General features: G+C 61.5%; 12 protein-coding genes and 1 pseudogene. 10 read left to right on the forward strand and 3 right to left on the reverse strand.

Annotated elements, in window-relative coordinates; genetic code table 11:
* Positions 1-289 (forward strand): annotated as a pseudogene (locus tag APH41_RS29145) (hypothetical protein); the annotation flags it as partial.
* 2 nt (positions 290-291) lie between these two features.
* Positions 292-1,320: a GGDEF domain-containing protein gene (locus APH41_RS24985; RefSeq protein ID WP_054922113.1), complete on the forward strand. Its 1,029-nt coding sequence runs from the start codon at positions 292-294 to the stop codon at positions 1,318-1,320.
* Positions 1,321-1,770: 450 nt separating this feature from the next.
* On the opposite strand, the gene APH41_RS24990 is transcribed toward APH41_RS24985, so the two are convergent.
* Positions 1,771-2,070 (reverse strand): helix-turn-helix transcriptional regulator, encoded by a 300-nt coding sequence (locus tag APH41_RS24990; protein ID WP_003190545.1) that lies wholly within the window; start codon positions 2,068-2,070, stop codon positions 1,771-1,773.
* A gap of 90 nt (positions 2,071-2,160) precedes the next feature.
* On the opposite strand from APH41_RS24990, the gene APH41_RS24995 reads away from it, so the two are divergent.
* The 3 genes from APH41_RS24995 (at position 2,161) to APH41_RS25005 (ending at position 6,513) form a co-directional block, all read left to right on the forward strand.
* On the forward strand, positions 2,161-3,252 hold the full coding sequence (locus tag APH41_RS24995) for an NADH:flavin oxidoreductase/NADH oxidase (protein WP_014718067.1): 1,092 nt from the start codon (positions 2,161-2,163) through the stop codon (positions 3,250-3,252).
* A gap of 189 nt (positions 3,253-3,441) precedes the next feature.
* Positions 3,442-5,571 carry a TonB-dependent siderophore receptor gene (locus APH41_RS25000; protein ID WP_054922115.1) on the forward strand — a complete coding sequence of 710 codons (2,130 nt, stop codon included), beginning with the start codon at positions 3,442-3,444 and terminating at the stop codon, positions 5,569-5,571.
* Between the two features lie 342 nt (positions 5,572-5,913).
* Complete coding sequence (locus tag APH41_RS25005) at positions 5,914-6,513, forward strand: hypothetical protein (protein ID WP_034126738.1); 600 nt, start codon at positions 5,914-5,916, stop codon at positions 6,511-6,513.
* 7 nt (positions 6,514-6,520) lie between these two features.
* Here APH41_RS25005 and APH41_RS25010 read toward each other — a convergent pair whose 3' ends face one another.
* Together APH41_RS25010 and APH41_RS25015 are read right to left on the reverse strand one after the other, a co-directional pair.
* Positions 6,521-7,243 carry a FadR/GntR family transcriptional regulator gene (locus APH41_RS25010; RefSeq protein WP_034126739.1) on the reverse strand — a complete coding sequence of 241 codons (723 nt, stop codon included), beginning with the start codon at positions 7,241-7,243 and terminating at the stop codon, positions 6,521-6,523.
* Between the two features lie 48 nt (positions 7,244-7,291).
* The gene (locus APH41_RS25015; protein ID WP_019817288.1) at positions 7,292-9,028 is read right to left on the reverse strand and encodes an IlvD/Edd family dehydratase; all 1,737 of its coding nucleotides are present in this window, start codon (positions 9,026-9,028) and stop codon (positions 7,292-7,294) included.
* A gap of 191 nt (positions 9,029-9,219) precedes the next feature.
* Between APH41_RS25015 and APH41_RS25020 the strand changes: the two genes are divergently transcribed.
* The 5 genes from APH41_RS25020 to APH41_RS25040 all read left to right on the forward strand — a co-directional run.
* Entirely contained in the window at positions 9,220-10,542 is a 1,323-nt protein-coding gene (locus APH41_RS25020) for an MFS transporter (protein ID WP_003190554.1), read from the forward strand.
* A 16-nt stretch (positions 10,543-10,558) separates the two neighbouring features.
* Positions 10,559-11,551, forward strand: a complete 993-nt coding sequence (araD1, locus tag APH41_RS25025) for an AraD1 family protein (protein WP_054922117.1) — start codon at positions 10,559-10,561, stop codon at positions 11,549-11,551.
* Between the two features lie 10 nt (positions 11,552-11,561).
* Positions 11,562-13,142: an aldehyde dehydrogenase (NADP(+)) gene (locus APH41_RS25030; protein WP_054922120.1), complete on the forward strand. Its 1,581-nt coding sequence runs from the start codon at positions 11,562-11,564 to the stop codon at positions 13,140-13,142.
* 16 nt (positions 13,143-13,158) lie between these two features.
* Positions 13,159-14,022: an SMP-30/gluconolactonase/LRE family protein gene (locus APH41_RS25035; RefSeq protein ID WP_034126742.1), complete on the forward strand. Its 864-nt coding sequence runs from the start codon at positions 13,159-13,161 to the stop codon at positions 14,020-14,022.
* A 169-nt stretch (positions 14,023-14,191) separates the two neighbouring features.
* Positions 14,192-14,537 (forward strand): substrate-binding domain-containing protein (locus APH41_RS25040; protein WP_156359093.1); only part of this gene is annotated, 346 nt, incomplete at its 3' end.

Raw genomic sequence — 14,537 nt, forward strand, 5'->3', positions numbered from 1 at the left:
GAAGCGCGACGCCGGCCATCTGTTGATGCTGGCGATCTACAACGACGCCTTTGCCCCTGAGAACGACCGCGCCACCTTCCGGTCGTCTTCCTACCTAGCCTTGGCCAAGCAACTTTCCGTGTCCAAGACCCACATTATCCGTATGGTGCAGGAGGGGGTTGAAAAGGGTTATTTCAAAGCCCACTCCAAAACCCGGCTGGAAGTTCTGCCACCCTTTGCCAGCCTGGTAAAGCGGTTCATGGCCTTTTCATTTGCGATGGGCCTGCATGCTATTGAGATGGGAGCGTAAGGATGCCTGCTAACTTGAAGTTGCGGCCCAGAATGCGCAGTTTGTTGTCACCTGCGGTGACCCAAGCCGAAGGGGTAGGGATTATTGCCTGGGTCGGCATGCTCCTGATTCCTGCGGCCCTGAAGTTGAATTTTTATATGTTGGGCGTCACGGTGGGCCTGCTGATTGTTTGCCGGGTACATGCCACCACCACGAACTTTCTGCTCTGGCGAGTGCTGGGGGTCACCTATATGGTGTTGTTGTCCGTCGGCTTCGCTTATCTGATTCATATGAACAAAGAGTTGCGTATCTATGGCCTGCCGTTGGCCGTGACCCTGGTGGTGGGCAGTGCGATCTTGTTTATCAGTGTCCAGGATTATCTGGCCGATGCGCTATTGATCTGGCTGATCCTGTGGCCGCCCATGCAGGCGGATATATACGTTGGCACCGAGGTGTATTTGCTGCTGTTCTGCGCCGCGTCGGTATCCATCGGGTTTATCTTGAGTTACTCCTACTTGAAGAACCTGCGTTCGGTATTGCTGGTGGAAAGCGAGTTTCGCGCCTTGGCCGAGACCGACTACCTGACCTCCATTCTCAACCGGCGCGCTTTTATGCAGAGCTTCGAAAAGTTGCTCGGTGGGGAGCAGGGCGGCTACTTCATCATGTTGGATATCGACAGTTTCAAAGAAAAAAACGATCTGTATGGCCACGACGTGGGGGACAAGATTCTGCGCGCCATGGCCCTTTGCCTGAAAAACGCCAAGGGCAGCCACAGCTTTGGACGGATCGGCGGGGAAGAGTTCGGCGTGTTATTGCAGGGCGACGATGTGGAGGTGGCCTGTGATTATGCCCTGGACTTGTTGCAAGCGATCCGCAGCAGTGTGCCTGCGCCCCACCATTACACCTGCAGTGCGGGGATGGCGCGTTTTTCGCCGGGCGACGAGTTGTCGGCCGTACTCAAGATGGCGGACAAGAACCTGTACGGCGCCAAGCGCAATGGCAAGGATTGTGTGCACCTGGACGGCGCGCTGCTGAAGGCGATCTTGTCCTGAGGCTTGGCGTCTAGTGCAAAGGTATCTGCACAACTTTCCAAGTTGCAGCAGCCAACGCTAACCACGATGCGAAGCGAGTCGCTCTTGATCTTGATCTGCTTTTGATCTTAAGCGCCCCGTTAAACCACGCTGGCGGATTACGGGCACACCGAGCCTGGGCGAGGTGCCGAGTGGTGGAGCAAGAGAACCCTAAGTGGCTGTTACCGCAGGAATGGATATGTACTCGGTATAACTGTGCCGGCTGTCAGGCCGCCTTCGCGAGCAAGCCCGCTCCCAAAGTTGGATTGAGGGGTGTCAGGTAGATATGGGGCGGCTGTCGGGCCGCCATCGCAGGCAAGCCAGCTCCCACATTTGGATTGTGGGGTGTCAGGTAGGCAAGCGCCGGGTGGCAGGCCGTCACGGGAGCAAGCTCCCTCGCCACAGGCCCGGCGTCGCGCCGAAGTTATGCGTCTAGTGCTGTGACAACACGCTGGCCAGCAACCCAGGGAAGCGGCTTTCCAGTTCGTCACGGCGCAACGAGTTCATATGGGTGGTGCCCACATTGCGCGTGTGCACCAGGCCGGCATCGCGCAATACCCGGAAGTGATGGGACATGCTGGACTTGGGCCGCCCCCCGTCGAGTTCGCCACAGGTGGCCTCTGGCACGTTGGCCAGGTAGCGCACGATGTCCAGGCGCACGGGGTCGCTCAAGGCGTACAGCACACGCTCAAGCGTCAATTCTTGCGGGGTAGGGTGTTTGAAGGCTCGCATGGGGCGGATCATAACAGGGGGGTAGCGTTCAATACCATAGTTCGATTACCATCGAACTATCGAATCACTCATCCCTTCCTGGAGTTCTCAATGTCGGCCTTGTTCGAACCGTTCAAACTCAAAGATGTGACCTTGCGCAATCGCATTGCTATCCCACCGATGTGCCAATACATGGCCGAAGACGGCATGGTCAACGACTGGCACCACGTTCACCTGGCCGGCATGGCCCGTGGTGGTGCCGGCCTGCTGGTGGTCGAGGCCACCGCGGTCGCCCCTGAAGGGCGCATCACCCCAGGCTGCGCTGGGATCTGGAGCGATGCCCATGCCCAGGCATTTGTGCCCATGGTCAAGGCCATCAAGGCCGCAGGTTCGGTGCCGGGCATTCAGATCGCCCACGCCGGTCGCAAAGCCAGTGCCAATCGCCCCTGGGAAGGTGATGACCACATCCCGGCTTCTGATGCCCGTAGCTGGGAAACCATCGCCCCCTCTGCCATCGCGTTTGGTGCCAATTTGCCCAACGTACCGCGTGCCATGACCCTGGAAGACATTGCCCGCGTGCAGCAGGACTTCGTCGACGCGGCCCGCCGCGCTCGCGATGCCGGTTTTGAATGGATCGAACTGCACTTCGCCCACGGCTACTTGGGCCAGAGCTTTTTCTCCGAGCATTCCAACCAGCGTACCGATGCCTACGGTGGCAGCTTCGACAACCGCAGCCGCTTCCTCCTCGAAACCCTGGCTGCGGTGCGTGAAGTCTGGCCGGAAAACCTGCCGCTCACCGCCCGGTTCGGCGTGATCGAATACGACGGTCGTGATGAGCAGACCCTCACCGAGTCCATTGAACTGGCGCGCCGTTTCAAGGACGGTGGCCTGGACCTGCTGAGCGTCAGCGTCGGCTTTACCATTCCTGACACCAACATCCCATGGGGCCCGGCCTTCATGGGCCCGATTGCTGAGCGGGTACGCCGTGAAGCCGGTATTCCGGTGACCTCGGCCTGGGGCTTCGGCACACCGCAACTGGCCCAAGGCGCTTTGCAGGCCGGGCACCTGGACCTGGTTTCGGTAGGGCGTGCGCATCTGGCCGACCCGCATTGGGCCTACTTTGCTGCCAAGGAGCTGGGCGTGGACAAGTCCTCCTGGACCTTGCCGGCGCCTTACGCGCATTGGCTGGAACGCTATCGCTGAGGTACGCCTGCGCATTGCATGAGCCACTCGATTGAGTGGCTTTTTTTCGCCTGTCGCTTTTGGCGACCTACGCGGTGAAAAATAACAAATGAGAATCGATGTCAAACGAGAATCCGCTGATATATGATGCGCCGCGAATTCTTGGCAGGTTTGCCGCCCCATCTGGCTCATTCACTAGGTTCTACACCCATGCGTCGTACCCTGATTTCCATCTGTGTGCTCCAGGCGTTTTCCCCCTTCGCGTGGGCAGAGCAGGTGCCTGCCGAGAACACCAGTATCGAGCTGCAAGCGACCAATGTCACCGCCACCGCCGACCTTGAGTCGGCCCAAGGCCCCGTGCAGGGCTACCACGCCACACGCTCAGCCAGTGCGACGCGCACCGACACCGCCATTCATGAAACCCCGCAGTCCATCAGCGTAGTGTCCAAGGACGTGGTCGAAGACCTCGGTGCAACGCGCTTGCAGGATGCCCTTGATTACGCCGGCGGCGTGGGCCGTGCCAACAATTTCGGCGGCCAGGGCCTGACCACCTTTACCGTGCGCGGCTTCACCACCGGTGAGTTCTACCGCAACGGTTTCCCGATCAACCGCGGTTACCCGAACATGCCGGACGCCAACACCATCGAGCGTCTGGAAGTACTGCGCGGCCCCGCGACCATGCTCTACGGCCGTGGCGACCCAGGCGGCACCTTCAATGTGGTGTCCAAGCAACCGCTGGCCGAACGCACCGTCACCCTGGGCAGCCAGCTCAATGACCAGGGCATGAAGCGCGGCACCCTGGATGCCTCCGGCCCGCTGGACGAGGAAGGCCGCCTGGCCTATCGCCTGAACGTCGTGGGCGAGGGCGGCGACACCTTCCGCGATCACGTCGAGACGGAACGCTACGGCGTGACGCCGGTGATCACCTGGCAGGCCACCGATGACACCAAGGTGACCTTCGAAGGCGATTTCATGCGCAACAACCACCCGCTGGACCGTGGCCTGACGCGTTTCCCCAACCAGCGTGGCACGCCCTCGCGTGATACGTTCTGGGGCGACAAGGACGCCGGCAAGCTGCACAACGACAACAACATGGCGCAGTTGCGTTTCGAGCATGCACTGAGCGACAACTGGACCCTGGGCGGCGGTTTCCAGTGGTTGGACGGCAGTTTGAAAGGCAATGCCATCGAAGCCAACGGGCCGGGCAGCCTGGGCGCTGATGGCCGCACCCTGCAACGCAACTTCAACTACCGCAAGCTGGAATGGACCGACAAGGACTATCAGCTCAACCTGACCGGGCACTTCTCCACTGGGGGCTTCGATCACACCTTGCTCACCGGTATCGAGTACGAGGACTACGACTACAAGTCGATTATCCAGCGTTCCAGCGCCGCGGCGGGTACCTATCCCATTGACATCTTTGACCCGGTGTACGGTCAACCCCGTCCGGCACTGACCCGTACGCCGACCCACGACAAAGAAAACCTCAAGACCTACGCCGCTTTTGTACAGGACCAGGTTGCTCTCACTGAACGTCTGAAAGTGCTGGCCGGTGCCCGCTTCGAGCGTTTCGAGCATGATTACCAGAACTATGTAGGTAAAAGCTGGCAGGCCGCCGACAACGCCGTCACCCCACGCGTGGGCGTGATCTACGACCTCACTGACACCGTCGCGGTCTATGCCGATGCTGCGCGTTCGTTCAAGCCCAACACTGGCGCCAGCCGCGAAGGCGGTGGTTTTGCGCCGGAGAAAGGCAAGTCCTACGAGATGGGCATCAAGTGGGAGGCGCTGGACCGGCAGTTGAGCGTGGATGCGGCGATCTATCAGATCGAGAAGAAGAACGTGCTGACCACCGATCCCGTGGACAATACCTTCAGTGTCGCGGCCGGCCAGGTGCGCAGTCGAGGCTTCGACCTCAATGTGGCAGGTAACCTCACGCCCGAATGGCGCGTGATCGGCGGCTACGCGTACGTAGATGCGGAAGTTACCCGTGATAACACGTTGCGCTCCGGCACGCGCTTGATGAACATCCCGCGCAACAGTTTCAGCCTGCTCAACGTCTACGAGTTCCAGGACGGCGCGCTCAAAGGCCTGGGCCTGGGCGCCGGCGGCAAGTACGTCGACCAACGCGCCGGCCAGACCGCCAATACGGCATTCTCCATGGACGCCTATACCGTGGTCGACCTGCTCGGTTACTACAAGGTCAATGAGCGTGTGCGCTTGAACCTCGATGTGAAGAACCTGTTCAACCGCGAATATGAAGAAGGCGCGTTCGGCAATATCTACGCCTACCCCGGCGCACCGCGTACCGTGCAGGTGGGCATCGCCTACACCCTGTGATGAACAGCTGCGGTACCACGCAGGGCCGGTGGCGAGAGAGATTGCTCCCGTGACGCTACGCGATCCAACTGTGGGAGCTGGCTTGCCTGCGATGACGGCCTGACAGCCGACACTTCTCTACCTGACACCCCACATTTGGAATGCGGCGCGTCAGGTGGATATGCGTCGGCTGGCAGGCCGTCGCGGGAGCAAGCTCCCTCGCCACAGGGGCCTGCATCAGCTTCCCTGTCAGGTTTGACAGTAGACACTGGCGGGCGATCGAGGGATGTTTGCTCGTAACGTGCCAGCGCAGCGGTCGGCGCTCATTGCTTTTCGAAGCCACGCTTAATAGGGATATTAAAAATGGAACGGGAACTGATCGAGAAAGCTGAAGACCTGATCAAAAAGACCAACGATGCCGAGCGTCTGTTCACCCGATACGCCACCAAGTGCTACACGTCAGCCTTGCAAAAATATGCCAAGGAGATCAGCGAAACCTCCTATACCTATCTGCTGGCCGAGCTGGCCGAAAGTTCGCTGAGTTCGGAAATTCTAGGCCGTCCAGGCGCCAATATCAGCCTGGTCAGGATCGAGATAGAGGAGGTCATGCTCGAAGCCGATGTGATCAAGAAATTGAAGCGGGCCGAAACCCATTACCTGGAAACCCTGGAATCGGTGCGCAAGTTCGAAGACCTTAAACGCTTCGAGAAAATGCAGGACACGTCCGATATCGTCCGCTCGATAAAACTCGGCGTGTCACGTTTCAATATCCTGTTTGTCATCTTGCTGATTGGTGGGTTGACCTGGGCGGCGATCAATCTGCCTAAAGAAGCCTTGGCGTTGATTTCCGCTGCGATCGGCGGCGCCATCACTCACTTGCTGTCCGAGCGCCAGGCCGTGCTGGCGCTGAAAAAAGAGGGTGATAACACCTGCCCCAGGGCCAACAATAACAGTCAGGAATGACGCGGGCTCACAACGGCGTCAACACGTTCATCACCGTATCCAGCGCCACCCGCGTGTCATCCAGTTGCACCAGCGACGCATGCCGCGCACCCAGGGCGTCGCGGTTCTGGATCGCCGTGAGGATCGCTTTGTGCCGAGGCAGACTCAGGCCCTGGATATCCGGGCGGCGGTTGGTGATGTTGATCGACTCGCGCAACGGCAGCGAGAGCATGTTGCACATATAGGCGAGCAGGTCGTTGCGGGTGGCGTCGGCAATCGCGCGGTGGAAGTCCAGGTCGGCCTGTAACAGGTCCTCGTGGGTCTTGGCGGTTTCCATGCCTTGGTAGGCTTGTTCGATGGTGGCGATGTCTTCGTCGGTGGCGGTGGTCGCGGCCATGGCGGCGATTTCCGGTTCGAGGATGCGGCGCACCCCGGCCAGGGTGTTGAAGAACTCGCTGTGGGGCGTGGACTGCATCAACCAGGACAGCACGTCCGGGTCGAGCAGGTGCCATTTCAAGCGTGGCCGTACCACCGCGCCCACCCGTGGCTTGGAATACACCAGGCCCTTGGCGCTGAGCACCCGCGTGGCTTCGCGCAATACCGAGCGGCTGACCTGGTATTCCTCGCACAGCGTGGCTTCCATGGGCAAGCGTTCTTCAGGCTTGAAGCGACCGGAAACGATGTGCATGCCCAAGTCCTGAACGATCTGGGCATGCTGGCTCTTGCGCGGCTTGGGCGGCTGGTGATCCATAACGACGGGGAGGCTCTGGCTTAGATTCGCCGCATCATAGCATCCCAATTAGTGGGAATGCCGTGGGACTTCTGCCCCGCGACAGCCCACCAGGAAGTCAAAGTCACAGCCTTGGTCGGCCTGCAGCACATGGTCGATATACAGCTGGCGATAGCCGCCGACGATTAGGTTCTGCGCGGGCGGCAGGTCGGCCATGCGCGCTGCCAGCTCGGCATCTGGAATGTCCAGGTGCAGGCGGCCATTGGCGCAATCGAGTTCGATCCAGTCACCTTCCTTCACTGTTGCCAACGGCCCGCCGGCGGCGGCTTCCGGTGCCACGTGCAACACCACGGTGCCGTAGGCGGTGCCGCTCATGCGCGCATCGGAAATGCGCACCATGTCCGTCACGCCCTGGGCCAGCAGCTTGGCGGGCAGGCCCATGTTGCCGACTTCGGCCATGCCGGGGTAACCCTTGGGGCCGCAGTTCTTCATGACCAGGATCGAGTTGGCATCCACGTCCAGCTCCGGGTCGTTGATGCGTGCCTTGTACATGTCGAAGTTCTCGAACACCACGGCGCGGCCACGGTGTTGCATCAGTTCGGGGCTCGCTGCCGAAGGCTTGAGCACCGCGCCCAGGGGCGCGAGGTTGCCACGCAGCACGCAGATGCCGCCGTCGGCGCGGATCGGGTTGTCCAGGGTGCGGATCACTTCGTCCTGGCCGTAGATCGGCGAATCCTGGGTGTTCTCGCCCAGGGACTTGCCGTTGACCGTCAAGGCGTTGGGGTGGGGGATCAGATTGGCCTCACCCAGGCGACGCAGCACCGCGGGCAGGCCGCCGGCGTAGTAGAACTCTTCCATCAGAAAGCGTCCGGAGGGCTGCAGGTCGACGATGGTCGGCATACCGCGGCCGATGCGGGTCCAGTCATCCAGGTCCAACTCCACGCCGATGCGCCCGGCGATGGCTTTCAGGTGAATCACCGCGTTGGTCGAACCACCGATAGCTGCGTTTACGCGAATCGCGTTTTCAAACGCTTCTTTGGTGAGGATCTTCGACAGCTTCAAGTCTTCGCGCACCATCTCGACCGCACGCATACCGGACATATGCGCCAGCACATATCGCCGTGCATCCACTGCCGGGATCGCCGCGTTGTGGGGCAGGGAAGTGCCCAGCGCCTCGGCCATGCAGGCCATGGTGGAGGCCGTGCCCATGGTGTTGCAGGTGCCCGCCGAACGCGACATGCCGCCCTCGGCCGCGAGGAAATCATCCAGGGTGATGGTGCCGGCCTTGACCTGTTCGCTGAGCTGCCACACCACCGTCCCCGAGCCGATGTCCTGGCCCTTGTGCTTGCCGTTGAGCATCGGCCCGCCAGTGACGACGATGGCCGGCACATCACAACTGGCCGCGCCCATCAGCAGCGCCGGGGTGGTCTTGTCGCAGCCGGTCAGCAGCACCACACCGTCAATCGGATTGCCGCGAATCGCTTCTTCCACATCCATGCTCGCCAGGTTGCGCGTGAGCATGGCGGTAGGGCGCAGGTTGGATTCGCCATTGGAAAACACCGGGAACTCCACCGGGAAGCCACCGGCCTCGATCACGCCACGCTTGACGTGCTCGGCGATCTGGCGGAAATGCGCGTTGCACGGCGTCAGCTCCGACCAGGTGTTACAGATGCCGATGATCGGCTTGCCATGGAACTGATGGTCGGCAATGCCCTGGTTCTTCATCCAACTGCGGTACATGAAGCCGTTTTTGTCGGCGGTACCAAACCACTGGGCAGAGCGTAGGCCGGGCTTTTTGTCAGGCATGATCGATTCTCTTATTGTATGACTATATGTTCTATGCGTGCTTAAACATAAGCGCAAAATCGCCGCTTTGGAAGTGTTGTTTTGCAAATAGTCATACTATATAGTCGGTCTCAACTGAGGTATGGCCCTGGCGGATTTCGTCAGAGGCGTCCCCCGAGCTTCTATAAAAACAACAATCGGAGATCGACCCCATGAGCCAGGAACTGCGGCTTATTCGGCGCATCACGCTGAAACTGATTCCCTTCCTGATCCTGCTGTACCTGATCGCCTACGTGGACCGTTCCGCCGTGGGCTTCGCCAAGCTGCACATGGGCGCTGACGTGGGCATCGGTGACGCCGCCTATGGCCTCGGTGCCGGGTTGTTCTTCATTGGCTATTTCCTGTTCGAAATTCCCAGCAACCTGATGCTTGACCGCTTCGGCGCACGGCGCTGGTTTGCGCGCATCATGATCACCTGGGGCGCCATCACCATCGGCATGGCGTTCGTGCAGGGGCCGCACAGCTTCTATGTGATGCGCTTTCTGCTGGGCGCGGCGGAGGCGGGGTTCTTTCCCGGCGTGCTGTACTACATCACCCAGTGGTTCCCGGTGCGCCATCGCGGCAAGATCCTCGGGCTGTTCATCCTCTCCCAACCTATTGCAATGATGATCACCGGCCCGGTGTCCGGCGGTTTGCTCGGCATGGACGGCATTCTTGGCCTGCATGGCTGGCAGTGGCTGTTCATCGTGATCGGCACCCCGGCGATCCTGCTGACCTGGCCGGTGCTGCGTTACCTGCCGGACGGCCCCCAGAAGGTCAACTGGATGAGCGAGGAAGAAAAAGCCTGGCTCACCGGCGAGCTGCACAAAGACCTGCAAGCCTACGGCCAGACGCGCCATGGCAACCCCTTGCATGCGCTCAAGGACAAGCGCGTGTTGCTGCTGGCGCTGTTCTACCTGCCGGTGACCCTGAGTATCTACGGCCTCGGCTTGTGGCTGCCGACCCTGATCAAGCAGTTTGGCGGCAGCGACCTCACAACCGGTTTCATCTCCGCCGTGCCCTATATCTTCGGCATCATCGGCCTGTTGATCATCCCGCGCAGTTCCGACCGCTTGAACGACCGTTACGGCCATCTCGCCGTGCTCTATGTACTGGGCGCCATCGGCCTGTTCTGCAGCGCCTGGCTCACGGTGCCAGTGCTGCAAATGGCCGCGCTGTGCCTGGCGGCGTTTGCCATGTTTTCCTGCACCGCCGTGTTCTGGACGCTGCCGGGGCGCTTTTTTGCCGGCGCCAGTGCGGCGGCCGGTATTGCCTTGATCAACTCGGTGGGCAACCTCGGCGGTTACATCGGCCCGTTCGTGATCGGTGCGCTCAAGGAGTACACCGGCAATCTGGCCTCAGGCTTGTATTTCTTATCCGGTGTGATGGTGTTCGGCTTGCTGCTGACCCTCGTGGTCTACCGCTTGTTGGAACGCAAGCACGTGCTGCCCGTCGACCAATTCGCCGCCAGCGCCCGTGGCGCCACACGTACTTAAATCCAGGAGAACCTGCATGCGTTTAGTTCAGTTCGAGTTGAGCAACGGTGAGCGCCGCGTCGGCGTGGTAGAAGGCAACTATGTACGCGAAGTGCGCGGCGCCCACAGCGTGCGTGAACTCGCGCTGGCCGCCATCAATGCCGGCGGCAAGTTGCAGCAACAGGTAGAAGCCCTCGGCCTGGGCGGCAGCCATGACTACGCCGCCTTGTTGGCGGAACACAAAATCCTGCCGCCGCTGGACCATCCGGACCCGGCCCATATGCTGATCAGCGGCACTGGCCTCACCCACCTGGGCAGTGCCTCGGCCCGCGACAAGATGCACCAGCAGGCCGGCGACGACAGCGCGATGACCGACACCATGCGCATCTTCAAATGGGGCGTGGAGGGCGGCAAACCAGGCGCCGGCCAGGCCGGTGTGCAACCAGAGTGGTTCTACAAAGGCGATGGCAGCATCGTCGTGCGCCCGGGCCAGGCGTTCCCGGTGCCGCCGTTCGCCGAAGACGCCGGCGAAGAACCGGAAATCGGCGGCCTCTATGTGATCGGCCATGACCGTAAACCCTATCGCCTGGGCTTTGCGGTGGGCAACGAGTTCTCCGACCATGTGATGGAGCGCAAGAACTACCTGTACCTGGCCCATTCCAAGCTGCGCAATTGCAGCTATGGCCCGGAGTTGCGCGTGGGCGAACTGCCCGAGCATCTGGCGGGCACCAGCCGCATTCTGCGCAACGGCGAGGTCATCTGGCAGAACGAATTCCTCAGTGGCGAGGCCAATATGTGCCACAGCCTGGAAAACCTCGAATACCACAACTTCAAATACAGCCAGTTCCTCAAGCCGGGCGATGTGCACATTCACTTCTTCGGCACCGCCACCTTGTCATTCGCCGAGGGTATACGTACCCAGCCGGGCGATGTGTTCGAGATCAGCCAGGCTGAATTCGGCGCGCCGTTGATCAACGGTATCGGCAGCAGCGATGCGGCATTTGAACCCGGCCAAGTCACCCCCCTTTAAGGAGATCAACATGACCCCGTTCCTCGGCCACAACTACATCGGCGGCCAGCGCAGCGCCAACGGCAGCATCAAGCTGCAAAGCATCGACGCTACCACCGGCGAAGCCTTGCCCCAGGATTTCTACCAGGCCACCGCCCAGGAAGTGGACGCCGCCGCCCAGGCCGCGGCACAGGCTTACCCAGCCTATCGCGCCTTGAGCGCCGCACGGCGTGCGCAGTTCCTGGATGCGGTGGCCGATGAGCTGGACGCCTTGGGCGATGACTTCGTCGAACTGGTCTGCCGCGAAACCGCCTTGCCGGCCGCACGCATCAAAGGCGAACGCGGGCGCACCAGCGGCCAGATGCGCTTGTTCGCCACCGTGCTGCGCCGTGGTGACTTCTACGGCGCGCGTATCGACAAGGCCCTGCCAGAGCGCCAGCCGCTGCCGCGCCCGGACCTGCGCCAATACCGTATCGGCCTCGGCCCGGTGGCGGTGTTCGGCGCCAGCAACTTCCCCCTGGCATTTTCCACGGCTGGCGGCGACACCGCTGCCGCGCTGGCCGCCGGCTGCCCGGTGGTGTTCAAGGCCCACAGTGGGCACATGGCGACCGCCGAGCGCGTGGCCGATGCGATCATTCGTGCTGCCGAGGCCACCGAGATGCCGGCTGGCGTGTTCAATATGATCTTTGGCGGCGGCGTCGGTGAGGCGCTGGTCAAGCATCCGGCGATCCAGGCGGTAGGCTTTACCGGCTCGCTCAAAGGCGGCCGCGCCCTCTGCGACATGGCCGCGGCGCGCCCGCAACCGATCCCGGTATTTGCCGAGATGTCGAGCATCAACCCCGTGATCGTGCTGCCCCAGGCGCTGCAAGCCCGCGCTGAAAGCATTGCCCGTGACCTGACCGCGTCGGTGGTACAAGGCTGCGGCCAGTTCTGCACCAACCCAGGCCTGGTGATCGGTATCGCCTCGCCTGCGTTCACCGCGTTCACTCAGCAGGTCGCGCAATTGATCGGTGAACAACCGGCGCAAACCATGCTGAATGCCGGCACCCTGGGCAGCTACGGCAAGGGCCTGGAAAAACTCCGGTCTCACCCGGGCATCCAGCATCTGGCGGGCAGCGCGCAATCGGGCAACCAGGCGCAACCGCAACTGTTCAAGGCGGATGTACGTCTGTTGATTGACGGCGATGAAGTGCTCCAGGAAGAAGTCTTCGGCCCCACCACGGTGTTCGTCGAAGTGGCCGATCAGGCCCAACTCAGCGCCGCCCTGCAGGGGCTGCACGGGCAATTGACCGCCACGCTCATCGGCGAACCGACCGACCTGCACCAGTTCGCCGAACTCACGCCCCTGCTGGAACAGAAAGTCGGGCGCATCCTGCTCAACGGTTACCCCACTGGCGTGGAGGTGTGCGATTCCATGGTTCACGGCGGGCCGTACCCGGCGACTTCCGACGCCCGTGGCACCTCGGTCGGCACCTTGGCCATCGACCGTTTCCTGCGCCCGGTGTGCTTCCAGAACTACCCTGATAGCCTGCTGCCCGACGCGTTGAAAAACGCCAACCCTTTGCGTATTCAGCGCCTGGTAAATGGCACGTCATCGCGCGAATCGCTGTAACTGATCAGGAGGCTTCATGTCGTTGAGCGCAGTCACCCCGCACCGTGCCCGGTTGGGCGAAGGGCCGTTCTGGGATGTACCGACCCAGGCCCTGTATTGGGTGGATATCGCCGCCCGCCAGGCGCTGCGTCTGATGGGGGGGCAGTTGCAGGTGTGGCAATTGCCTGAGCACGTCTCGGCGTTCATCCCCTGTCAAAGCGGTGATGCGCTGGTGACCTTGAGCAGCGGTGTGTATCGCCTGGACCTGGCCACCGAAGCCTTGACCCTGCTGTGCGTAGCCGACCCGCAAACGGGCAACCGCGGCAATGAAGCACGCTGCGATGCCCAGGGCCGGCTGTGGTTGGGCACCATGCAGAACAACATAGGCGAGCAGGGCGAAGACCTGCCAATTACCCGGCGCTCCGGTGGCTTGTTTCGCATCGATGCCGATGCGCGGGTCACGCCGTTGTTGGCGGGCCTGGGCATTCCCAACACCCTGCTTTGGAACGAGGCGGGCAGCCAGGTGCATTTCGGCGACAGCATGGACGGTACGCTCTATCAGCATTCGATCCAGGCTGACGGCCAACTCGGCGCCGCCCAGGCCTGGTTCGGGCCGCACACACGCGGCGGCCCGGATGGCTCGGCCATGGACGCCGACGGCTACATCTGGAACGCACGCTGGGACGGCAGTTGCCTGCTGCGGCTAACGCCTTCAGGTGAGGTGGATCGCATCATCGAACTACCGGTCAGCCGTCCCACCAGTTGCGTGTTCGGTGGGCCCGAGCTCACCACGCTGTACATCACCAGCGCGGCGAGTCCCTTGGATCACCCCCTTGATGGTGCGGTATTGGCCATTGAGGTCGACGTGCCAGGCAAGCCCTGTCACCGCTTCGCCGGATAAACCAAACGCGCCGTTGTGGCGAGGGAGCTTGCTCCCGTTCGACAGCGCAGCTGGAGCTGGCTTTTTTGGGGGGGGCGCTGCGCACCCCAGCGGGAGCAAGCTCCCTCGCCACAACAGTACCCGTACACAAAACGAACATTGAAAAAAACAACAACAAGGAGTCACCCCTATGAATCGTCGTCGTGGTTTGCGTTCCCTGTGCTGCGCCGCTGTGGCGGTCTCGGCCATGAGCTTGAGCGGCCTGTTGCTGGCCGCTGAAGAAGTGAAAATCGGTTTTCTGGTCAAGCAGGCCGAAGAGCCGTGGTTCCAGACGGAGTGGGCGTTTGCGGAAAAAGCCGCCCAGGACAAAGGCTTCAAACTCATCAAGATCGCGGTGCCGGACGGCGAGAAAACCCTCTCGGCCATCGACAGCCTGGCCGCCAACGGCGCCAAAGGCTTCGTGATCTGCCCGCCGGACGTGTCCCTGGGCCCGGCCATCGTTGCCAAGGCCAAGGTCAACGGTTTGAAAGTGATGG

The sequence above is a fragment of the Pseudomonas sp. NBRC 111138 genome (assembly GCF_001320835.1).
Taxonomy (GTDB): domain Bacteria; phylum Pseudomonadota; class Gammaproteobacteria; order Pseudomonadales; family Pseudomonadaceae; genus Aquipseudomonas; species Aquipseudomonas paracarnis.

Bases quoted from the DNA above. Each gene is read 5' to 3' on its own strand.
- APH41_RS25020 (WP_003190554.1), top strand. From the start codon at position 9,220: ATGAGCCAGGAACTGCGGCTTATTCGGCGCATCACGCTGAAACTGATT.
- APH41_RS24995 (WP_014718067.1), top strand. From the start codon at position 2,161: ATGTCGGCCTTGTTCGAACCGTTCAAACTCAAAGATGTGACCTTGCGC.
- araD1 (WP_054922117.1), top strand. From the start codon at position 10,559: ATGCGTTTAGTTCAGTTCGAGTTGAGCAACGGTGAGCGCCGCGTCGGC.
- APH41_RS25010 (WP_034126739.1), bottom strand. From the start codon at position 7,243: ATGGATCACCAGCCGCCCAAGCCGCGCAAGAGCCAGCATGCCCAGATC.
- APH41_RS24985 (WP_054922113.1), top strand. From the start codon at position 292: ATGCCTGCTAACTTGAAGTTGCGGCCCAGAATGCGCAGTTTGTTGTCA.
- APH41_RS25030 (WP_054922120.1), top strand. From the start codon at position 11,562: ATGACCCCGTTCCTCGGCCACAACTACATCGGCGGCCAGCGCAGCGCC.
- APH41_RS25005 (WP_034126738.1), top strand. From the start codon at position 5,914: ATGGAACGGGAACTGATCGAGAAAGCTGAAGACCTGATCAAAAAGACC.
- APH41_RS24990 (WP_003190545.1), bottom strand. From the start codon at position 2,070: ATGCGAGCCTTCAAACACCCTACCCCGCAAGAATTGACGCTTGAGCGT.
- APH41_RS25035 (WP_034126742.1), top strand. From the start codon at position 13,159: ATGTCGTTGAGCGCAGTCACCCCGCACCGTGCCCGGTTGGGCGAAGGG.
- APH41_RS25015 (WP_019817288.1), bottom strand. From the start codon at position 9,028: ATGCCTGACAAAAAGCCCGGCCTACGCTCTGCCCAGTGGTTTGGTACC.
- APH41_RS25000 (WP_054922115.1), top strand. From the start codon at position 3,442: ATGCGTCGTACCCTGATTTCCATCTGTGTGCTCCAGGCGTTTTCCCCC.